The sequence below is a fragment of the Eubacterium sp. BIOML-A2 genome (genome assembly GCF_009680135.1).
Taxonomy (GTDB): domain Bacteria; phylum Bacillota; class Clostridia; order Lachnospirales; family Lachnospiraceae; genus Faecalicatena; species Faecalicatena contortus_B.
Genome location: NZ_WKZK01000043.1, coordinates 20253 through 43291, shown reverse-complemented (window position 1 = coordinate 43291; position 23039 = coordinate 20253). Strand labels below are relative to the sequence as shown.

Genomic DNA, 23039 nt, shown 5'->3' with positions numbered 1-23039 from the left:
TCAATATCTACAGTTTTCAAGGTTCAATTGAGCCTTATTTATTTGACTCGTTTTTCCATACATCATTTGACACTATCAACTGAAGCCCCAAACTAGCCAATATTACCATGATTACAGTTACACACATCGGAATAATAACAGATACTACACACATATCTTTATAGGATTGCTTATGGGTCATCCCGCATAACGCAAGCGTAGTGAGTACCGCTCCGTTAAACGGAAGCGTATCCAGTCCCCCGGATGCAAGCGAGGCAATTCTGTGCAGCACCTCCGGTGATATGCCGGCGGATGCAGCCATCTGCATATAATTGTCTGCAAATCCGCTGATCGCCGCACCCAGACCGCCCGAAGCCGAGCCGGTAATTCCACAGAGTATATTTACCGACAGAGCCTCCGATATCAGTGGATTCTGTGAACTTCCGACCAAAAGCTGCTGAAGTCCGGTGTAAAGCGGCAGAGAAGTAATGACTGTTCCGAATCCAACAATCGCACAGGCATTTACGATTGGACCGAAAGTTGTTGTCACGCCGTCTTTTAAGACGGTATTAATCCCCATCCCCTTTAGTTTTTTAATGTTCATTAGTAAAATCACAACGATGGAGATTACAATGGCAATAATTACGCTCCAATTTCCGGCAACCGCCGGCAAGCTGGTTCCGTACTCCTCCAGATATCCACCGTTTACCCGTGGGTAATACACTTTTGATAAAAACAGATTCAATCCGAACATCAGGACAATCGGAAGTACCGCCAGACAGACCGGAGGCACATCCGTGCTATCAGCCATATCGACTGCAGATGCTTCATCCTGGTGTTCTCCATACCCTTCTCCCAGCGCCTTTGCCTTTTTCGCCCTTGCCGACAGCCACAGATACCCCAGTCCGAAGAGCAGGATACTTGCTATGATTCCCAGACCCGGAGCCGCGAAGGAATCCGTGCCGAATACGGACATGGGAATGGTATTCTGTACCTGCGGCGTGCCCGGCAGAGCCGTCATGGTAAATGTAAACGCACCCAGAGCGATAGTTCCTGGTATCAGCCTTTTAGGGATGTCCGCTTCCCGGAACAAAGAAATCGCAATCGGATACACGACAAATGCCACAACAAACAGTGACACGCCTCCATATGTCAGGATCGCTCCCGCAAGCACTACGGACATGATTGCCTTGCCTTTTCCCAGCCGCCGTGCCACAAACCTGGCAATTGATTTGGTATAACCTACACTGTCCATCATTTTGGCAAATAATGCACCCGTAACAAACAACGGGAAGAAATTTTTAGCGAAATTCCCAAAGCCTTTCATATATACTTCCGTATATGCAGCCATTACTTTGGCATCCAGCCCGCTTGCAAACAATATCAATATGATCGCGCCTATAGGAGCTATAATCACGATCGGTGCGCCTTTATAAGAGAAATAAATCAGAAATATCAGTACCGCTATCAAACCTATAACTGCTGAAATCGTCATAAATCTACCTCTTTTCTATTAATTTTTGAACCTCCCGTATGCAAAGGCCAATACAGGCGTCATCATTAATATTTCCTTCCACCTCCAGCACACGGATGTTTTTATCCAGTTTCGACTTCAGCGCTTCCGTAAACGCCTGATCTGCAGCCGGATCACAGAGCGCCTGCCCTTTTCTCCCCGCCTCGCAGAAGCCATCATCCGGAAGCACTACGGTCACCTTTCCCTTCGCACGGTTCAGCCGCTTCGCAGTCTCTTCCCCCAGCTGCCGCATTTCTTCGGGAAATGCTTTTGTATGGCATATATTCGCATTATGAAATACATGCTTCCGTTCCAGAAATCTTTCAGGACGCTCAGTCACTCCATCCTCAAAATAATAATCAATGACATCAACCGCCCCTGGAACGCAGAGTATCGGAATCCCTGAATCAGCAGCCGCACGAAGACGCCCTGGCGCCCCTTCGCAAAAGCCGCCCAGCATTTCACAGGTAAGTTCGTGGAGATTCGCATCCAAAGACACATCAAATACGCCCTGCCTCATCATCTCCTCATAGCATCTTCCACCGGTGCCGTTGGCATGAAAGCAGACAACCTCTTCCCCCATGCCCTTCACAATTCCATCCGCAAATCTGGTGGTAACGCCAAGCATTGTCATGCCAATTTTAACCCCCCCTGCATCCTCTCTGCTATAAGGATGCACTACCATCCCAACCACAGCCTGCACACATTGATAAATCACCTTCCTGCTGATCGAGTTCAGCCCGGAGAAATCTACCACGGAATGCCTGAGAATAATATCGCTCGCCCCCATAAACTGTTCGATCGTTCTTTTCCCCGATATGAGAGGCGATACGATCATCTTAGGCACCCCAAGGGGCAGTTCTCTCATTACCTCTGCCGCCATCCTGGCATTTTGACCTCCCCCAATACAGAGAATCCCCTGGAACCGGCCATCAGCATATGCCGTTTGAACGGCAGTTTTGGCCGCATTCTCCATGGCACTGATACAGTCCGCCTTATCCATAGCCCGGATTTGTTCCTCCCCAATCCCTGCGGCTCCCAGAATCTCCTTCGCTTTTAAATCAGCATGGGCATTCTCCAGCCTGCGCGTGCTCAGATCAATTAGAAAGGTAAACAGGCCTCGTTTTTCTATCAGTTCTTTTGCATACAGTATTTCCTCTTCTTTTGTATCCAGTGAAGAAATCAGCGCTATTGTCTTCATATTTTATCCCCGCCTATACGCCAAGTATTTTTCCCGATTCTACCAGTTCAATCATTTCCGGCGCATGGGTCGGCAGAATAAAGTCCGGTGATTTCGCTCTTCTTTTCAATTCAACAATGCTGTTCCAGGAATCAACTATGTCCAGGAATCTGCCGGGAGGGGTGATGTCATAATGCGCTTCCGGCACCTCTTTTATATTGTCATAAGTAAAGATCAGGTCACCGCAGCAATGGTACTCCCCGTCTTTCGTATTGACCACCACCGTCTGATGGCCAACGGAATGTCCTGTGCTCGGGTACACATAGATTCCGTCCATAACCTCACATTCCCCGTCCAGAAGCGTAATTTCCATATCCGCAAACTGGGGCCGGATTCCCAGCGCCGGGTACTCGTAAGACTTATAGTAAAGCGGGATCGGGTTCATGGCAAATTCATATTCTTTTCGCTGTGCATACATCTTCGCATTTGTAAACCGGTCCGTATAATAGACATGATCCCAATGTAAATGTGTAAAAATGATAGTATCAATCTCCCCGCATCCAATCCCCAGCTTATCCAGCTGTTCGTATACTGCATGCCCTTCCGGCTGCACAGATCCCGGGTGATGATATTTTCCCGCCCTGTCTGTATCAGACATTCCCGTATCAATCAGGATCTTGCGGCCGTTTCCCTGCACCAGAAAAATGGTAACCGGCAAATCTACAAACCCCTCTGTATCATAGTACTTATGTATACTGTGATGGTAGAGGTATGTAGCCTTGTTTGTATGTGTATAACCTGTAATAATTGGGGTAATTGTATAGTTCTGCATAGGTATCCTCCTGATTTTAATTCAACTGTTTTTCATATATTTCATTTTTTCGTCTTCCCAGAAAATCATCGCGGTTTCTTCAATAAGTTCTGCAGTCTGTCCCGCTTTTTCCGCGGTTTTCCCGATTGCAACGATCCCGTGTCCCCTGAGAATAAAAGCGGACAGGGACGGATTGTTTTCAAAAGCGTGAAACACTTTATATAGCTCCTGTGCTTCTACCGCCTGTGTTTTTACATCAATGACAGGGATGGACTCCCTCAGTTTCAAGGCTGAGTGCATCGTGACGAGCTCAACCTGGTCATAATGCAGCGATGCCAGGATTGCATATGGAGAATGGACATGGACAATCCCCCCAATATCCGGAAACCTGTTATATAGATTTCCATGCAGAACAGATTCTCTTGTGGGCTGATAGATACCATGCATGAGTTTTCCGCTAAAATCTGTAACTGTCAAATTTTCTTCCGAACACGCTCCGTACGAAAAACCGCTCGGCTTTACGAGCATACAATGATCATCCAGTCTCACGCTCAGGTTTCCACCCGTTCCGGTTTGTATGCCGCTTTCATATGTACGTCTGGCTGCACGGAGGAAATCGTTCTTTTTTTCTATAAAATTAAGATACATAAATTTTCCTTTCCTCATTGTTTTTGGTTATTTTTTATACCAACTATTTTTCTTTTAACAGGCCCTGTTTATATTAAAATAGTATAACCTTTATCTCTTTTAGTCAATATCACTTTCATTTCTTTTTATTATTCGTTTAATATGCACTATTTTCAACAGTTGTTTTTATACAATAGGTTTATTTTTTATTCCATATTGGTATTTTTATATACCATTTTTTCAAAACCATTGCTTTATGTTCTTGCTTTTGGTATAATTTATTTACAAGATATATTTGCGGAGGAAGAGACATGAAGAAGAAATCCCTTGGAGAAATCATTTCAGAAGATATAAAAAAAGAGATTATATCCGGCAAATATCAGGCCGGAGACAAACTGCCCACTGAGCGGGAGCTTGCAGAATATTATAAAGTCAGCCGTGTACCGGTAAGAGAGGCAATTTCTTTGCTTACCCAGGAAGATATCGTTTCTGTCAAAAGAAGTTCTGGCATATTTGTAACCAATGTCCCGCCATCTTTTATCTCTTCCGGAAAAAATACGCCCTATCTGAAAAATGAAGTAATCTTACAGGAGTCCGTGCAGCTCCGCTGCCTGATTGAATCCGAGGGGAGCCGGCAGGCCGCTGTCCATGCCAATGCAGAAGATATTATCCAGATACAGGAAAGCCTGTTCCGATCCATTGATGAAATCCGTAAATTAAAGGCAGGGCAGGATCATTATTTTTTTCAGGCGGACGCCGACTTCCATCTGGCCGTGGCTAATGCTTCACATTCAGACTTTTTTACCAACTGCCTTTCCGCCATGCCCCAGATCATATCTAATCATCAGTATTGGAGCCTGAAAAACACGACGCCTATGGATGAAGTTGTTTCCTATCATACCTCGATATTTGAGGCGATACTGACAAAAAATCCCGATCGGGCATATGAGGCAATGTACCAGCATCTGAGCAGGGTGAAAAAGCTTCTGACCAGCAAGCCCCCGGAAAACACAGGCAAATAAAGGTATCCAAAAACATTATAGGACAAAGTGCTCATCCCAACGGGAAGGCTTTTTCTATAATAGAAAGGTTCTTTCCCCTTATATAACAAAGTATGCAAGCTTCATCATTGTCAACGGACAGGGACGCTTCATGACAGGGCGGATCCCTGACCGGGGCAGCGGATGTATGAAAGTACCACCAATTCAATACCATACGCTGCCCCCGTATGAAGCTCTACCTTAGGGACGAACTTTACCTACCGGCCGGATGCGCCAGCTCCATGAAGGGATAGCCGAAAGCCTTCCGGAGAACATCCATGTCCTTTCAAAAACGCTCAAAGCGGGGCTTAGAAATTCTTGGTGGGAAACAGCCGCAAAAATGGAGAGATTTTTGGATACCGAATCCAAAAATCGGCTGACCCAGCGCGAGAAATCATCGGATTTCTCGTGATGTGTCAGCTGTGCTCCATTTTTGCGGCTGTTTCCCGCCTAGAATTTCTTAGGCCCGTGGCCGCATTTTTGAAAGGACATGGATGTTCTCCGGAAGGCTTTCGGCTATCCCTTCATGGAGCGTCCCCGTCCGTCGACAAGTCTAAAGCTTGCCGCCTAAATCCCCGATACAAACTCTTTTACATGCATGAGCGCCGCCCCGACCGCAGAGGATTCATACTGATAATAGCAGGTTTTGATAAAGTTCACTTCTTCGCCAAACAGGCTGTTCTTTTGCACCTCAGCCGCTATTTCCTCCACATAATCTCCGAGAAAACTTCCCACATATCCGCCCAGAATGATATCGCAGTCAAAGGATGTCCTAAGGTTTAATATAGTCAGTACCAGATATTCTTTATATTCATCCCACACTTTCTTTTGTATCTCTTCGCCTTTTGCAAGCTTTCTGAAAAAATCTTCCAGAGTCTCCTCCCCCAAGCGCAGGTTCGTAGCAGAGCAATATGCATTCACACAGCCCCTGCGTCCGCAGTAGCACGCCTTCCCCCCCGGCTTTATGATGAGATGTCCGAATTCACCGCCTTTTTGCGTCTCTCCGTAGTAATTCTGCCCGTTGATCAGAATCGCCCCACCCACCGTATTACTAAGCGATAGGTAAATCACATTTTCCAAATTACCGGCCCGCCAAAGCTCTGCAAATCCACCCGCATTAGCGTCATTGCTAAACAGGCAGGGATAGGGAATCCTGCTCCGGAATTCATCCAGGTCTCCGCCGTCAAAGTCCAGCACCTTGCCGACCATCATGTACTTTGAGTCCGCATCAATGATGCCCGGCAGAGAGATTCCCACCCCGAGAATTGTGCTGCGCTCTACATCCCATTCTTCCAAAAAATCTTCTAATTTGATCACAAGATTGTCAAAATATTCTTTTTCGTTTTTAAATGTATAACGTATTCTTCTGTATTGAAGTATATTGCCCTTCAGGTCAATCAACATGAATACTGCGTGATTCCTTGTAATGTCCAGACCAACCGAGACCTTCGCAGCAAAATTACAGCCAATGACCTTTGGCCTCCGCCCTCCTGTAGATTCTTTAACCCCTGAATCCATGATCAAATTCTCTGCCTTCAGCTCTTTCACATTCTGCAGCAGCGTCGGCATACTCATGTCCAATATTCCCGCAATATTCTTTAGTGATTCTGGCCCATGTTCATAAAGGAGGTGATAAACCCTGCTCCTGTTATTCCGCTTAACATCCATATTATTCAGCTTATTTTCCGTCATATCTTCCCTCGTTTTATAAAAGTATTTTATTAATGTATTAATTTTAACACATATTCCTTACCAATACAATCATTTTCCCACAACAGAACCATTCACAATTACGCTGTAAGCACATAATGATCTCCTTTTGCAAAAAACAAGGCTCCTTCTGTGTCCCGGGACTATGCCATACCAGCAAAAGGAAGGGATAGCCGCAAGCCGCCCAAGTGCAGCTATGCCGTTGTGAAACGCTAAAGCGGACCTTAGAAATTCTTGGAAGCCGACAGCCGGGAAAGTGGGGAGATTTTGTGATCTCCGAATCACAAAATCGGCTGACCCAGCGCGAGAAATCATCCGATTTCTCGTGATGTGTCAGCCCGTGCCCCACTTTCACGGCTGTCGGATTCCTAGAATTTCTTAGGTTCGTGTCCGCATATCACAACGGCATAGCTGCACTTGGGCGGCTTGCGGCTATCCCTTCCTTTTGCGCCCCGCCCCCATCTACTACGAAAATGCAATCACAGACTTCACCATTTCGGACTTATGATTGATGCTGTCATCGAGAGCCTGGCTCGTCTGCTCAAAAGTATACGTATTTGTTACAATCTTTTTCAGCGGCAGGTGGTAATCGGATACCGTATGTATCGCCGCCTCGTACAGATTTTGATAACGGAACACCGTATGCAGCTTTACTTCTTTATTCATAATCTTCCCGAAATCATACTGGAAAACCGGATTTGCCGCCATGCCTACCATAACTATAGTCCCGCCTCTTGCCACCAGTTCCGCTGTCTGCTGTGCTGTCTGCTGGCTCCCTGCAGTTTCAAAGACCAAATCCGCACCTCTGCCGTTTGTGGCATCCATGACTGCCTGTACCGCGTCTTCCTGATCAGCCCGGATTACTTTCACTGCTCCCAGTTCTTTTGCCATGTCAAGACGGCTTTGGATCACATCCACCATGTATACGTTTTTCACGCCCATCGTCGACAGCGCCATCAGTGTACACAAACCTATGCATCCGGCCCCCAGGATCACTGCACTCTGTCCCACTCTGGCTTCCGCCTGCATGGCTGCATGCATTCCCACACAGAACGGTTCGATCAGCGCTCCCTCTATTGTATCCATCCCTTTTGGAAGTTTAAAAACCATATCAGACGGATATTTTATATACTCCGCAAAGGCCCCGTCATAAGGAGGCGTTGCCAGAAACACGACATCCGGGCATAAATTATATCTTCCACTTTTACAGAATTCGCACTTTCCGCATGTATAACCAGGTTCCACAGCCACGATATCCCCGCTTTCCAGATTCTTTACCGAAGATCCGACTTTACAGATTTCCCCTGCGCATTCATGGCCTAATACCATCGGCTGGTTCACTACAAAATCCCCGATTCTTCCATGCTCATAATAATGGATGTCGGAACCGCAGATCCCGCAGTGTTTTACTTTAATCAGAACCTCGTCATCCCCGATCTGCGGAATATCCCTCTCTTCCATCACAACTTCTTTTATTTTCGTCATTACCGCTGCCTTCATAGCTGCCTCCTATCCTGATCAGTTACCCTATTCGTTACTATTCACGGCCTATGGGCGTGCATAGTAACCCCTATTCCCTCTTGTTTGATGCCAGGGCAAGAATTTTTTCATCGCTGACATCCTTATGCATAAGCTCACCAGTGATCTGCCCCTCATACATGACAATCACTCTGTCGCAGAGCGAGATAGTCTCCTGCATCTCGGACGATACCATTACGATACTGACGCCCTCTTTTACAAGCTCATTCATAATCTGATAGATCTCTTCTTTGGCTCCCACGTCTATCCCCTGGGTCGGCTCATCCATGAATAATATTTTAGGATGGTTCATCAGACATCTTGCAATTACAACTTTCTGCTGGTTACCGCCGCTTAAGTTTTCAATCAGCTGTCCCTGTGAAGGAGTCTTGATGTTCAGCTTCTTAATATACTGCTCCGTCAGGCTCCTGCATTTGCGGGTGTTTAAAAGCCCCGCCTTAGACCTCAGTTTCCTGAGATACATGACCGATGCATTATCCCGGACACTCAGCTTCAGGAACAGCCCCTGGGTCTTCCGTCCTTCCGGCACCAGCCCCATTCCCTGTTCAATCGCCTCTCCTGTCCTCTGCAGATGGCATTCTTTTCCCAGGATTTTTATAGTTCCGCTCTGTCTTGGGTCAGCACCATACACTGCCTGCAGCACTTCACTTCTGCCTGCCCCTACAAGCCCTGTAATACCCAGAATTTCCCCCTCGTACAGTTTAAATCCTACATGTTTCACTTTGTTGCCCACGCACAAATCCTCCACTTCCAGTATCACACGGCGGTTCTCATAATCATCAAGGAAGCTTTCTCTCACCGTTATCTTGCTGTATTCCCTGCCCACCATATAGGAAATCATCTTCTCAATTGTCATATTGCTTTTGTCGTCAGTCACAATATGGCAGCCGTCTCTCAGCACCGTGATTTTATCCGCCAGCCGCATGATTTCATCGAGTTTGTGCGAAATGTAAAGAATTGTCACTCCTGATTTTTTCAGTCCCAATATGATCTCTTCCAGAAAGTTTGCTTCACTGGCCGTAAGAGAACTTGTGGGTTCATCCATAATAATCAGTTTTGATTTCAGTGCCAGCGCCTTTGCAATCTCCACTAACTGCTGCTGAGAAGTGCTGATATCCCGGATCAGTGTATGGGCATTTAAATAATCCAGCCCAACTTCTTTCAGCGCCTCCTCCGTTTTAGCATACAGTTTCCGGATATTCAGGAAGCCGCCCTTCCCTTTTGGAAGTCTGCCCGCAAATATATTTTCGGCAATATCCAGCGCCGGGGACAGGGAAAGTTCCTGATGAATCATCGAAATCCCCATATCCTGTGCGTGACTTACACTCTTTAGCTCAAGCCTCTCCCCTTCGAACACCAGGCTGCCCGATGAGGGCTGGTAAACGCCTGATATGATATTCATCAGTGTAGACTTACCCGCCCCATTTTCTCCGACAATTGCGTGAATCTCCCCCTCCATGATATCGAAGCTGACATCATCCAATGCCTTGACACCTGGAAAATATTTGCAGATATTCTGAAATTTATAGATTGCTTTCCGCTCCATATGCGCTCCTTTTGCCTTGCAGCATTCTTATCACCTGCAGTCATTATTTATTCCGGAAAATATTCATTTACATTTTCTGGTGTTATCACGTCTAAAGCAGTAAACACATTACCGGTTACTTCCGGCTTTCCTGTAATCACCTGATTGTATCCATAAACGATCGGATTTGCGCCCTGGTCAAATGGTCCCTGGCTTATAGTTGCATTGATTGTTCCCTTTCTGAGAAATTCAATGACTTCATCCATATAGTCGTAGCAGACAATTTTCACTTTTCCTTCCAGCCCTAAGTCTTCAATTGCCTGAGCCGTTCCAATCTGGCCGTTTGCAGTACAGATAATCCCGCTCAGATCGGGATTGCCGGTCAGAAGGTCTGTTGCCACATTATAGGCTACCTGGTCATTATCACTGCACTCTATGGTTTCCAGTAATTTGATATCCGGGTATTTTTCTTTAAACTGGTCTTCGCTTCCTGTCCTGCGCAGTTCATGGGCATTGACGCTGAAGAGACCTGTAATGATACCCACCGTGCCTTTTCCGCCAAGTATATCTGTCATCAGGTCAGCCGCTTTCTGTCCCGCTGCATATAAATCCTGGCCGATAAACGCTACTCTTGAACATTCCTGGGCCGTGTCTGAATTGTAGTAATAAACCGCAATACCAGCGTCCGTTGCTTCGTCTACGATGGGGCAGATGGAATCGGATACGCCGAATGTGCTGATCACATCGTATTCCTTTACGATACAGGTCTGGATTGCGTCATAGAACAGCTGGCCGTCCAGGGATTCCAACGGGATCAGGTCTACCGTACAATTATAGTCCGCAAGCAGTTTCTTTGCGGATTCCATTCCGTTTACGACTTCCAGCCAGAATGGGCCGTAAGGTACACATAAAGCTGCAATTCTGATCTCTTCCCCGGAAGTATTTTCAGCCGGTTTCACCGTGATTCTGGAGGTATCCACCACGACATCGTCCAGAATATTGTCGTCTCCAGCCTCTTCCTCTGCATCATCCTGCTTCGTTTCCCCGGTTGTCTCCGTTTTCGCCGCCTTTTCTTCTGGCGCATTGTCTGCTCCGCATCCTGCACAAAGGCAGATTACCATTGCTGCACTTAAAATAAATCCCAACACTCTTTTTTTCATAAAATAATTCCTCCCTTTTTAAATTCCTTTGTTGATTTTCCGCTGTTTAAAAAATGCCTTGACCGGATCAATTGACACCGCAATAATGATTACGATTCCAATGCTTGCCGTCTGCCAGTAAGAAGGTAACCCCAGGAGCACAAAAGCATTTTTCAGTACCCCCATGATTGCCGCCCCGACCATGACGCTCCAGATCTTTCCTTCACCTCCGCTCATACTGAAGCCTCCGATTACAACGGCAGCAATGACATCCATCTCATACCCGTTTCCAAGCTGGGAATCCGCGCTTCTGAGTTTACCTGTCGCAATCACCCCGCATAATGCGGCCAGAAACCCGTGGATAACATAGACCAGCACCTTAATACGCTCTACTTTGATTCCCGAGATCTTTGCTGATCTTTCGTTATTTCCCACGGCATAGATGTTCCTTCCGGACAATGTATACTTGGAAAAGACTGTTCCTATTATAATCACCAGCGCCATAATAATAACGGCAACCGGGATCTGTCCTACTTTTCCATTTCCCAGCCAGTTCAGGGGCGTATTTACACTGATCGGCATTCCATTTGTAATCAGCAGGATTAACCCCTGCATAATCTTCCCTGTGCCCAATGTGACAATAAATGGGGCAAGTTTCATATATGTAACCAGCACACCGTTCACTGCACCAATAAAAACCCCCATCAGCAGGACACCGATAAACGTCAGCCACATATTGCTGCCCTTACTTATCATGCTTGCAAGCATACAGCCGCAGATCCCTACCGTGTAACCGACCGAGAGGTCAATTCCGCCGGTCAGTATGACAAAGCCCATGCCGATTGCCAATATGGCATACTGGGAAACCTGATACAGGATATTTATAATGTTAGAGCTTTTTAAAAAATAGGGACTTAGGAATGACATCGCTATACACAATAATGCCAGTGCAATGATCACGCCAAACTCGCTGGTACTTGTAAACTTATTGATGGATTCTTTATTTTGAACCTTTGCCTGCTCTCCCATGCGCCGTCCCCTCCCTATTTTGCCATCCGGTTATAATCCCGGACAGCCTCAAACATCGCATTTATATTTTCTGGTTTGGTCGGACCCTGGATGTTATGGATTGCATTAAATACAAAGCCTCCGCCCGGCGCAAATATTTTCAGACGTTCCAGCACTTCCGTATAAACCTCTTCCGGTGTCCCGAAAGGAAGCGTCCTCTGCGTATCTACTCCCCCGCCCCAGAAAACAAACTTGTCTCCCCATTTTTCTTTCAGCATCCTTGGATCCATGCCGTCCGCGGAACATTGTACCGGATTCAGGATATCAACGCCCGCCTCATATAGTTCGGGCATTAGTTTTTCGATCGCCCCGCAAGAGTGGAAAAAGACTTTCCAGTCTGTATTCCGGTGGATCCAGTCATTCAGTTTTTTATGGCGGGGAAGGTAAAATTCGCGGTACATATCGTTGGATATATACTGTGACCGCTGTGTCCCCAGATCTGTACCGCTGACAAATACGGCCTGGATTTTATTCCCCGCTATTTCTTTTAAGAGCTTCACGTTTTTCATCGCTGTTTCTAACTGCATCTCATAGCATTCATGGACATATTCCGGAACCGTGTAATGCGCTACCAGCCAGTCTTCCGGAGAACGGATTCCCTTTGGAAGCTTCTGTGCCGGTCCCGGTATATAAGCCATATCCCCCATAGCCGTCAGTGCAGCCGCACCAAAGATTGCGTAATCCGTATTGTTGTAATAATAATCAATCTGTTCTTCCATGAAGCGAAGCTGTTTGTCTGTGTAGACCTGATAATCGTTCTTATAATCTTCTCTGGCATTGGCATTATCTTCGTCGAACTCTCCCACTGTGTGATCCACGTTGTCGAAAAAATACCCCCCAGCCGGCAGCTTAGCGACAGGCTTTGCGTGTCTGTCTCCGCACGGGTACATGTATGTATTATTCTTTTCGTCAACTGAGCAGACAAAACCGGCCGGCACCTCTACCTCCAGTCCCTGAGGAAGATGCCAGGACTTCCAGCCTGCATTTTCGAAGCCATAGATCGTCGTGTTTGTGCCAATTCCCACAATATCAATTCCAAGAGCCTTCCTGATCTCCTCATCTACCTCGCCCAGCAGCTGAAAGGGTTCGCTGATCCGTTCTCTTTTAGGAGTCAAACCCAGATAACTGCGCAGATTAGACAGCGCTTCTGCATGAATGCCGGTTGTAGAAGCAGCGCCCAGGTCCACCACTACTTGTCCAGGGTCCTGATGATGAATCGTTTGAATAAATCTTTCTCTTGATGTACCGCCCATTTTGCACCTCCGAATAAAGTAAAATACTTTATTTAAATTGTTTTATAAATGTATTATAGTGAATAAGTGTGAATTTGTCAATTCGTGTTTTTTACTAATCTTTTCTTTTGATTTTTTGCTATTTCTACCAAAAAAAAATGCCATTCGATAAAAATCGAATGACACTTTAAAGCTTTTCTTTATATCGTTTTTTCCACAAACTCAAATTCTTCCTGCATAACCAGCGCTGCCGCACCAATGGCGCCCAGATCCCGGCCGAATTCAGAGCCAAGTATCTGCAGCCCTTTGTAATTTTCTTTTAAAGAGTTTTCTTTTACACATTTTCTCAGTATCTCAAAAAACGGTTCACCGATCCTGACCATCTCGCCGTAGAATACAATTTTTCTGGGGGCAAATATATTTACAAGCATACTGAACGTCTCGCCCAAATACCCCGCCACCTGTTTCATCAGATTCTGTGAATCAGGATGCTTCAAAAGTACGGAATCCACAAAAGTTACGATTGTAATTTCACTCAGATCACCGTTCACCATATCCACAATTTCCCGAAACCGCCCTACTTTGATCCCATCTTTAATCTTACTCACGATTGCAAAGTCCGATACTTCCGTGTTCAGGCAGCCGTAGCGCCCACAGGAACATATCCGGCTCCCTCCGCTTACCTTTACATGGCCAATCTCCCCCGGAAAGCCATTGATGCTGCTGACCGGCATATTATTGATAATCGGCATAACCCTCGCACCGGTACGTACAGAGAAAAAGAGCATATCTTCACATTTTCCGTTGTATACCAAACATTTATATGCATAAATCATACCGCTTACATTGTTCTCCATGTAACACGGAAGCCCAAACTCCTCTTCAATCATCTTCTTCAGGGGTATATTATCCCAATCCCTGATGTGACTGTACGAAATGGCGATTCCCTTCTTTTTATTGCTGTATCCGGGCACACCCAAACCAATACCAAGCACTCTTCCCTTTTTTCCATGCAAAATGTCCATAGCCCGGTAAATATTCTCTTTCAGCATTGTCAGAACTGCATCCGCATGGGTTTGTGACTCTGCTATTACACTTTCTCTTGAGTATATAACATTGCCGGCAAAATCCAGAACAACACAATGCATAATCCGGCCGTTGAATTCCAGGCCGATGAAATATCCTCCATCCGGGTTGATCCGAAGCCACACCGGCTTTCTTCCTACTCTTGCTTCCGCACATTCCTCCTCATATATCAAACCTTCGCCAAGCATCTCTTCTATCGTATTCAATACAGTTGTCATACTATATGCTGTTGCTTTTTTCACATCATATCTGGAAACATCCTTCTGATACCGAATAATACTCAGCATTTTATTCCGCTGATAATATTTTCGACTTTCCATGATGGATTCCCTGCTCATAGCCTTAACCTCTCGGATTCATGAATTTTATATATATTCTTTATATATCATACTCTTAATCCATCCGGCATGCAAGCTTTAGCGCCCATTTTCAGGGGCTTCCTATCCTTTTGCAAACAGTTCGGTCCCGTCTGGACTGTTAGCCCTTTACGGCCCCTGCTGTCAACCCCTTTACAAATTGTTTCTGAACGATAATATAGAATACAAGCATCGGTATCGTAATCAATGTCAGCGCAGCGAATAATGTCCCCGGCTGGCTGAAATAAGCTCCATTGTACTGTTGTGCGATCAGCGGCAGCGTTTTCACAGACTCCTTGGTCAGCGTACACATGGCAAGAAAGAACTCATTCCATGAAGTCAAAAACTGCCAGATGACAATGACCACAATCCCCGGCTTCAGAAGAGGACATACAATCTGCAGGAATAACCGGATAATCCCGCACCCGTCAATCACCGCAGCTTCTTCCAATTCTTCTGGAATGCCTACCATAAAGCCCTGAAGAATCGTAATGGCAAAAGGGATTCCGAGCGCAGCATATGGAAAAATCAACCCTAAGTAATTATTAATCCAGCCCAGTCTGCTGTTCAGCTGCGTAATCGGAACAACAAGCCCCGCTATCGGCACCATCAGAGTACATAAGAGGATATTGTATATCAGAACCTTCCCATGCACATTCTTTCTGGAAAAGCCGAACACAGCCATGCTTGCACAAATTGTAACAAGCGCCACTGATGTAACCGTAACAATCACGCTTCCCATAAAATTCTTCCATAGATCAGGGTTCTGTCTCAGTACATTTGCATAGTTTTTAAACGTCACGTCCGATATAAACAGCTGCGGTAATCCGATGGTATCCGGTGTCCGAAGAGACATGCTTACCATGAAGATCAACGGAACCATAAAAATCAATGTCACGACTATGAGAACACTACTCCAGATTATCTGTTTTTGCTTCTCTTTTGCTGTCATGGTTTAATCCGCCTCCTTCCTCATAAAATCGCCCGCTCCGAGTCCCTTCACCTGGAATACAGTAAGCACCAGAGCGAACAGTAATATTACTACGGATAAAGCGGAAGCATATCCCATCTGCTGATTTGTAAACCCGGACTGGAAAATGTAAGTTCCGGGCATCTCTGATGCATGATTCGGACCTCCTCCGGTCATGGTATAGATCAGGCCGAAGGTCTGAAGTGAGCCGATGATGCCAAGCATCAAAAGGGATTTATGTGTGGATGCCAGTGAGGGAATATAAATATAAAGAATTTCCTTCCACCGCGTCGCCCCATCTATTTTGGCCGCTTCTTTCATATCCTCCGGGATCTGGGACATTCCGGCCACATACATGATCATGGACCACCCCGTCCATTCCCATATGTTGGCGATAATACAGCCAAAAATTGCAGTATTGGGCATTCCGAGGATATTTACCTGTCCTCCGATACCGAGAACCGATAAGTAGTGTGTAATGATCCCCTGATATGGCTGCAGCATTTTTCCCCAAACAATAGCTACAACTACTACAGACGTAACTACCGGAAGGAAAAATACTGTTCTGAAAATACCTTTTCCTTTTTGAAGCTGTTCTTCTATTATATATGCCAGGAAAAATCCGACTCCCGCCTGAATCGGCACTGTCGTGATAATCCAGAAAAGAGAATTCCTCATAGTCGTCAGAAATACTTTATCCTGAAAAATTCTGATATAATTCTCCATCCCGACAAAAGTCATATTTTTCAGAGTAGACCAACTGAACAAACTGCTCCAGCCTACAAACCCTATCGGATATAAAATATAAAACAGGAAGAACAGTACAGACGGAAGAATAAACAAATACCCTGGGATATTATGTTTTTTCTTTCCCTTTGCCTTTACTGCTGTGTTACTCATCTTTTATCCTCCTTCCAGCCGCATTACTGTATATGTTTACACTGCCGTGTTCAAATATGGGAGAACCTCTGCCCCATAAAAAGGGTTTGGTTCTCCCAGTTAAGTTCACCTAAGGCTTATCTGTTTGGGATTATAAACAGTGGCTCCGCCGCCTATAATGCATCCTGCGCATCCTGTACTGCCTGGCATCCCTGCTCTGGCGTGAGTTCGCCGGAACCAACGCCTGCAAGTGCATTCTGCAGTGCTGTTTCAATCGTAGGCTCGCCGATCCTTTGATTCATTGCGCTGTTCAAATCTTCTGAGAAGCTGTTATACTGTTCAACCAGGTCTTTATTCAGTTCTGTATTCTTAGGTTCGATCCCTTTGAACGCCGGAAGATTGTTTACATCATCCACACATGCCTGGATACCAGCGCCTGCGCTGAATGATTTGAGTGCTTTCCATGCGGCATCCGGATTTTTGCAATTCTTTGTGATTCCATAACCAAAGTCAATTCCGCCTACTGGAGTTGCCGGATTTTTAGCCGTACCTACAGCCGGCAGATAGAAGAACCCAAAATCCCAGTCAGCAATCGTTGTTGCCGGATCTCCAGCCGTAAATTCCTGACACCACCAGGAACCAAGCGCCATCATTGCCGCTGAATCTGATACGAAAGCAGGAGTTCCGTTCGTATTTGCATCTGCAGACATCGCTCCCGTCTGAACGATCCCATCATCAAACATCAGTTTAAAGTTGCTCATTGCCTCCACCATAGCAGGATCTGTCCATTTAATTTCGCCGGACTGTGCTTTGTCAAATATCGTTGTGTCCAGCTGTGAACACAGCATTGTAAAGAGATTTACACACTGCCATCCATTGGCTCCGCCAAAGAACAGTGGCGCCACGCCATTATCATTCAGTGTCTTGCAGACCGCTTTAAATTCGTCATATGTTTTCGGAATATCGAGGTCGTATTTTTCGAATACGTTCTTATTGTAAACAATAGAAATCACCTGTGCCTCTACTGGAAGTATGTAATTGCCTTCATCTCCTGACTTATTCCCCATCTGAATCTGGTCTGCAATCATCTCCGGGTAATTATCTTTCCAGTTATCGCCCCACTCCTCCTGTGCGTAAGAAGAATAATCCATAAGGTAATCCGCATACTGCGCGGTCAGGGAGCCTGGCTGAAGGCCAATAATATCCGGAAGATTGTCCGATGCAGCAGCTGCAGACAATGCGGAGAGATATTCCGGATCATAATTATAATAGGTAAACTCAATCTCAATATCCGGATTTTCTTTTTCAAAAGCCTCAATCATCTTGTCACATGTACGTGTAATCGGGGACCATGACCACATGGTCAATGTCGTCTTTTCTGTTTCGTTGCCGCTGCTCTCACTGGCTTTGGAATCACTGGTTTTGCTGTCACTGCTCTTGCTGTCTCCGTCTGAAGAGCTGCCGCAGGCTGCCAGACCCGCAACCATCGTCAATGCTAATACTACACTTGCCACTTTTTTCAACTTCATACTGTTTTCCTCCATCTCTTTCTACGTGTTTCGCCTTGTTCTGCTGTTTTACTGCAAAACGGTTCCCCGGGGGCGTGTATGACAGCATGCCCTTCGGTTATATTACTCTCCCACTAGTGGAAGTAGGATTCCTCCCTGTTATTTAACTCTGCCTAAACGGTTCTCCTTATATATCTCAAAGAATCTTGCTATTTCGTCCACATCCAATGAAGCTTCTCCGCCAAGTATATATTTTGTAATCAAAATCTGTTCTGCTATTGATTCGCATGCTTCCACAACATTCATGGCTTCCTCCACAGTCCTGCCTACGGCAAGGCTTCCGTGGTTTCCCAGAAGTACGATTCTGTAGCCCTCCGCAAAGTAAGGCTCTGCCATCGTCATAATGAACTTTGTTCCCGGCGCCCCATATGGCGCACAGGGAATCTTATGGAAGTTTCCCATCATCTCCGGAAGCGCCGTTGTCTCCACATCCAGCCCCGCCATAGAAAATGCAGTCAGTACTTTCGAGTGACTGTGAACAACACCTCCCACATCCCAGCCGTTCTCTTCGCAGATATCATAGGCCATACTGTGCATGATAATTTCCGAAGTTTCTTTCATCCCAAAGATACGCTCCCCATCCCGATTCACAACAGCAATCTTCTCCGGTGTGAGAAGGCCTTTATTTTGTCCGGTTGGCGTAATATAAATTTTGCCGTCCACTTTTGCAGAAATATTCCCTGCAAAGGAATTGACCAGTCCTTTGTCGTCCATGCGCTTAGCTACGGCCAGCACCTGATTTACCACCTCCTCGGATATTCCCAGTTCTTTCATTTTTTCCATGTAATTTTCGCTCATCTTTGTCCTCCTTTTTTTACATGCAGGTTTCTTCCCGTACTACTTGCAGATCCCTTTTTCTGTCATTTTCTGCAAATCCTCTTTCCATCTTTCTTTTTCTTCTGTATGCGGCTGGTATTCCTTCATTTCGAATGAATTTGCGGCTAATTCCCGGATCTCTTTGATCGACGCCACCTCCCCCATCGAATACATCTGTGTCATCACATTACCGGCCAGTGTTGCATATGGCATGCCCCCATAGACAGGCATTCCCAGCGCATCGCTGATGAACTGCATCAGCACGTAATTTCTGCTTCCGCCATTTACTCCCGACACCCTCTCTACCGGAATCTCAAGCTCCTTATTCAAGTACTCAACACAATACATGACTTTCAATGCAATGCTTTCCAATATACAACGGACGAATTCTGCATCCGTCTGCAGTGTCTGCTGCCCGGTCTGTTTCAGATAGGCATTTATTTTTTCTTTTGCGTTGCCGCCCGCATTATTTAAATGTGTATCATCGGCATCCACGTACACCCGCTTTGATTTACATGAAAGGGCCATTTTCATAATTGCGTCATACTCATAATCATGTCCCTCGGCCTTCCAGGTTCTTCTCAGTTCATTCAGAAGCCAGAATGCCGCAAAATCCCGATATAGAATCTTCCGGTCTTCTATGACTCCCGCATTTTTAAATCCGCCTTCATAGGCCTTATCAGTTATAATGCAGCGGGAAAGTTCGATTCCCATATTAATATTGGTTCCAATACTCATGTATACCTGGTTTACGCCGAAGCCCGGGATTCCAACCACCGCCGACGCTGTATCATGTCCCGGCACTGCAATGACCTTCGTATCCGCGGTTCTCGTAATCGAAGCAATCTCCGGGAGAACACAGCCTTTTACCGATCCTGTATCCACAATGTCCGTCAGCATCCTTTCCTGTATGCCAAGCCTTCGGAACACCTCCCACGCCCAGTCATCCTGCTCCGGCTTCATGAGCCCCGATGTTCCGGCAATCGAACGCTCGGTTGACATCTGCCCACAGAGAAAATATCCCAGCAGATCCGGCAGAAAAAGCATCTTATCTGCCAGCTCAATGATCTTATCCCCATGTTCTATGTAAGAGTAAAGCTGAGGCAATGTGTAAGAACGATTAGGCTGGCATCCGGTGAGTTCAAATAGTTTTCTCTTCGGAAGCACTTCGTAAGATTTCTCCAGAGATTGTTCTGTGCGCAGATCCCGATAATGATAAACCGGCTCCAAAAGCCTTCCCCTTTTATCCAGAAATCCGTAGCTTGCCCCCCATGTATCAATACCAATCGTGGCTGCCCCCTGCTCCCTGGAGTAAAAGTCAAGACCTTTTAATATGCTATTGTAAAGCGCAAACAAATCCCAATATAGATTTCTATTCAAGGATAAGGGCCGGTTTGGAAAGTCAAAATAATCACCAATCTCGACGTGATCCCCGTCAAAATATCCTCTTGCCATCTTACCGCCGCTGGCTCCCAGGTCTGCCGCAATAGATATCTGCTTCTTCATTGCTTTCCTCCTGTTATTTTTTCTTTTTCGATAATATTATTCTACCTAATAACAACTTAAATGTCAATATTTAAATTCTGTATCGATTATATTTAGTATTTTTGCCTAATATTATTATTGTTTTCGATATAAATGCCCTCTAAAATCTTATTATTTCTCTATAAAAACGCACAAATGATACAATGCCCTTTTGCGGCCAAATATAAATGGCATTAAAAAATAGGAATATGCCGTGATAAATCATGTGCTGGAAAGCACTCAATTCCACGGCATATTCCTATTCTTTGGTAAAGGACTTAAAACATATCTGTTCAGTACAAAGTCCCCACATATCCATCTGCTTTCTGCTGCATATAACATTCGCAGAACTGACTCGATTCTATGATCTTCAGTGCATACTCCATCCCTGCTGCAAGTTCTTTCTCCTTTAATTCGTCCATCGGGATCCAGTAGACCCGGCCTTCTTCTGAGCTTTTTAATTCTCCTGCATATTTATCTGCCTTATACAGGAAGATTATATGATGAATCCCCGCTTTCTTCCAATGATAGACTCCGCAAAAACGGGGATTTTCTATATCCAATCCCGTTTCCTCATGAATCTCACGAACTACAGAATCATGAAAATTTTCTTCCTGTTCAACATGCCCTCCTGGAAATGTTGTTCCGGTATAACTGTCATTGACTTTATCCAACGCAAGTACATTCCCTTTTCCATCCTGGATCATGCACATATTCATAAAACAGACGGTTTCTGTCTTATTTTCCGATTTTACATTCAGTGATCGCTTTACTCTCTTTGTCTGCAACAATTTCCCCTCTAACATTTTATGATTTTTTTGTGGCACCGGGATCATCTCCTTCCTTCAACAAATTGTATATACTAAAATAATTGTACCCCCAGCAGCTCCAGTATTTCATCATGTGGGGCGTCTGCGTCCGCCTGGAACACATCAATATGATTCAGATCCCCGCATCTGTCTGTGAACGCAGGGAATAAGAAGCCGCACTCCGGATTCCCGGGATTGTATTCCCCAAGAAGCGGGCATACAGCGCAGATAATATATTCAAATACTTCCTCGGACTCCCACAGGCGTTCATGATCAGATGCCTTTGCCGGAATGTCATAGCGGTCATGAAATAGTAGAACAGCGTAATCCGATTTTGCGTGGTATTGTTCCATCACAGTTTCATAAAATGTGTCCAGCAGGGCATCATTTTTCAACCCGCATTCTTTTATTGCCATAAGCATCTGCCACATACTGCCTGGTTTTTGCTGTTCCTGCGGAAATTCATATTTTTTCAGATTTACATTCGTAGGGGAGTAAGGAATTGCCTTCGCCAGCGCCAGCTTATTTGTCCGCTCCGCCGGGGACAGTTTTAAAAAATTTATATTAAAACTTCCGTCGAATATTCCTTCTCTGTCTGCATAGCACCCGGCAATTCTTGTAACCGAATTACGGGCGAGGGTCATACGTCTGGTCAGTTCCAACATGTCTTCTCTGTTTATTATGCTATTTGTGTTTTTTGTTTTTATCATTATTATTCTCGCTTTGATTAGTCACTATATTTCTGTTGAATCCGGGGGCAGGTTTCTTATATGCACCAAGAATGCTCTTGCAGCTTTGCCTTCATCCTGATTATAAACGTAACCGCTATGTTCTGCTACCCAAAGAGCTGTGTTTTCGAAAAGATCACACATTAACATAACAGATTTCCACGCTTCATCAACACGCCCCCCGAAATAGGTATCTAAGTATAGCTGATATTCTTCGCCCGAAAGCCACCGGTACATGTATTTTGCTGATTTTCCCACGCTTACCTGATAATCCGTCATATATCCTATTTTCCAGGACAGCATCTTTTCCAGCTGCTTACGCACAACGTAATTTGCCATATCCTGCACATAAGGAATTTCTTTGCGCCATAACCCCTTTGCTATATTATTACTGCACCACCAGAATTCATTACAGCACGCAGTATATTGTTCTGCTGTGGGTTTTTGTACCCAATACTGCTGATCGGTGGGTTCCCCTATCAGCGGCAGTATACCCTTTTTATCTAATAAGATTTGACACAGCTTGTCTTTTTCAATATTCTGCAGTGCATGTTCTGTTGATTCGACGTGTAAGTCCACGCGGATGCCATCTTTGAACTGCATAAGCCAGCCATAAAAATTTTCCTTATCGTTAGGGTAATCCGGGCTTTCATCCGGATACTGCATGTACATGATATCCCCAAATTGGGTTATCCACAGGAGGTCATTTATGAAATCGGCAGTTTTTTCTACAACATATACGATATCATAGTCCTGAAAGATATCCTTCGGCGCATTTTTATTTGTGCGAGAGCCGTTCATATATACCGCTAATATTCTGTCATCATTGTTTGCTATGTCTAAAAAGAGTTGGTACATTTCCTGTTCGTTTCGCATAGGTATCGTTCGATTTTCCTTTTCCATTTTATTAAAGATGTGTACGGCACGGTCTAAACTATAA

At 45.3% G+C, this 23039-nt stretch carries 20 protein-coding genes; 1 reads left to right on the top strand and 19 read right to left on the bottom strand.

Annotated elements, in window-relative coordinates; genetic code table 11:
* Positions 1 to 34 precede the first annotated feature (34 nt).
* Genes GKG43_RS15105 through GKG43_RS15090 form a run of 4 tightly spaced genes read right to left on the bottom strand, consistent with a single transcriptional unit; the run spans position 35 to position 4131 of the window.
* Positions 35 to 1474, bottom strand: coding sequence for a GntP family permease (locus GKG43_RS15105; protein ID WP_129879289.1), 1440 nt, complete (start codon positions 1472 to 1474; stop codon positions 35 to 37).
* A 4-nt stretch (positions 1475 to 1478) separates the two neighbouring features.
* Positions 1479 to 2693, bottom strand: a complete 1215-nt coding sequence (locus tag GKG43_RS15100; RefSeq protein ID WP_055153897.1) for a Tm-1-like ATP-binding domain-containing protein — start codon at positions 2691 to 2693, stop codon at positions 1479 to 1481.
* 13 nt (positions 2694 to 2706) lie between these two features.
* Complete coding sequence (locus GKG43_RS15095; protein ID WP_050641656.1) at positions 2707 to 3504, bottom strand: N-acyl homoserine lactonase family protein; 798 nt, start codon at positions 3502 to 3504, stop codon at positions 2707 to 2709.
* 21 nt (positions 3505 to 3525) lie between these two features.
* Entirely contained in the window at positions 3526 to 4131 is a 606-nt protein-coding gene (locus GKG43_RS15090) for a class II aldolase/adducin family protein (protein WP_050641657.1), read from the bottom strand.
* 290 nt (positions 4132 to 4421) lie between these two features.
* Between GKG43_RS15090 and GKG43_RS15085 the strand changes: the two genes are divergently transcribed.
* Positions 4422 to 5132, top strand: a complete 711-nt coding sequence (locus tag GKG43_RS15085; RefSeq protein ID WP_129879288.1) for a FadR/GntR family transcriptional regulator — start codon at positions 4422 to 4424, stop codon at positions 5130 to 5132.
* Positions 5133 to 5717: 585 nt separating this feature from the next.
* Here GKG43_RS15085 and GKG43_RS15080 read toward each other — a convergent pair.
* From GKG43_RS15080 to GKG43_RS15010, 15 genes are all read right to left on the bottom strand, one after another.
* Positions 5718 to 6842: an ROK family transcriptional regulator gene (locus GKG43_RS15080; RefSeq protein ID WP_050641659.1), complete on the bottom strand. Its 1125-nt coding sequence runs from the start codon at positions 6840 to 6842 to the stop codon at positions 5718 to 5720.
* Between the two features lie 483 nt (positions 6843 to 7325).
* A complete protein-coding gene (locus GKG43_RS15075; RefSeq protein ID WP_129879287.1) occupies positions 7326 to 8360 on the bottom strand; it encodes an NAD(P)-dependent alcohol dehydrogenase in 1035 nt (344 codons plus the stop codon).
* 70 nt (positions 8361 to 8430) lie between these two features.
* A complete protein-coding gene (locus GKG43_RS15070) occupies positions 8431 to 9945 on the bottom strand; it encodes a sugar ABC transporter ATP-binding protein (RefSeq protein ID WP_055153903.1) in 1515 nt (504 codons plus the stop codon).
* Between the two features lie 47 nt (positions 9946 to 9992).
* On the bottom strand, positions 9993 to 11084 hold the full coding sequence (locus GKG43_RS15065) for a sugar ABC transporter substrate-binding protein (protein ID WP_055153905.1): 1092 nt from the start codon (positions 11082 to 11084) through the stop codon (positions 9993 to 9995).
* An 18-nt stretch (positions 11085 to 11102) separates the two neighbouring features.
* Positions 11103 to 12092, bottom strand: coding sequence for an ABC transporter permease (locus GKG43_RS15060; RefSeq protein WP_129879286.1), 990 nt, complete (start codon positions 12090 to 12092; stop codon positions 11103 to 11105).
* Between the two features lie 14 nt (positions 12093 to 12106).
* The gene (locus GKG43_RS15055) at positions 12107 to 13384 is read right to left on the bottom strand and encodes a uroporphyrinogen decarboxylase family protein (RefSeq protein ID WP_129879285.1); all 1278 of its coding nucleotides are present in this window, start codon (positions 13382 to 13384) and stop codon (positions 12107 to 12109) included.
* Positions 13385 to 13563: 179 nt separating this feature from the next.
* A complete protein-coding gene (locus tag GKG43_RS15050; RefSeq protein WP_173020117.1) occupies positions 13564 to 14769 on the bottom strand; it encodes an ROK family protein in 1206 nt (401 codons plus the stop codon).
* A gap of 157 nt (positions 14770 to 14926) precedes the next feature.
* Positions 14927 to 15757: a carbohydrate ABC transporter permease gene (locus GKG43_RS15045; protein WP_050641666.1), complete on the bottom strand. Its 831-nt coding sequence runs from the start codon at positions 15755 to 15757 to the stop codon at positions 14927 to 14929.
* A 3-nt stretch (positions 15758 to 15760) separates the two neighbouring features.
* Entirely contained in the window at positions 15761 to 16675 is a 915-nt protein-coding gene (locus tag GKG43_RS15040) for a sugar ABC transporter permease (RefSeq protein WP_050641667.1), read from the bottom strand.
* A 152-nt stretch (positions 16676 to 16827) separates the two neighbouring features.
* The gene (locus tag GKG43_RS15035) at positions 16828 to 18183 is read right to left on the bottom strand and encodes an extracellular solute-binding protein (protein WP_173020116.1); all 1356 of its coding nucleotides are present in this window, start codon (positions 18181 to 18183) and stop codon (positions 16828 to 16830) included.
* 138 nt (positions 18184 to 18321) lie between these two features.
* Positions 18322 to 19020 carry a class II aldolase/adducin family protein gene (locus tag GKG43_RS15030; protein ID WP_242843879.1) on the bottom strand — a complete coding sequence of 233 codons (699 nt, stop codon included), beginning with the start codon at positions 19018 to 19020 and terminating at the stop codon, positions 18322 to 18324.
* Between the two features lie 39 nt (positions 19021 to 19059).
* Positions 19060 to 20544 carry an FGGY-family carbohydrate kinase gene (locus tag GKG43_RS15025; RefSeq protein ID WP_243125860.1) on the bottom strand — a complete coding sequence of 495 codons (1485 nt, stop codon included), beginning with the start codon at positions 20542 to 20544 and terminating at the stop codon, positions 19060 to 19062.
* Positions 20545 to 20855: 311 nt separating this feature from the next.
* Complete coding sequence (locus GKG43_RS15020; protein WP_243125859.1) at positions 20856 to 21350, bottom strand: 8-oxo-dGTP diphosphatase; 495 nt, start codon at positions 21348 to 21350, stop codon at positions 20856 to 20858.
* A 74-nt stretch (positions 21351 to 21424) separates the two neighbouring features.
* Entirely contained in the window at positions 21425 to 22081 is a 657-nt protein-coding gene (locus GKG43_RS15015) for a DUF4317 family protein (protein ID WP_330377689.1), read from the bottom strand.
* Between the two features lie 24 nt (positions 22082 to 22105).
* Positions 22106 to 22975 carry an aminoglycoside 6-adenylyltransferase gene (locus tag GKG43_RS15010; RefSeq protein WP_055153921.1) on the bottom strand — a complete coding sequence of 290 codons (870 nt, stop codon included), beginning with the start codon at positions 22973 to 22975 and terminating at the stop codon, positions 22106 to 22108.
* Between the last annotated feature and the right edge of the window lie 64 nt (positions 22976 to 23039).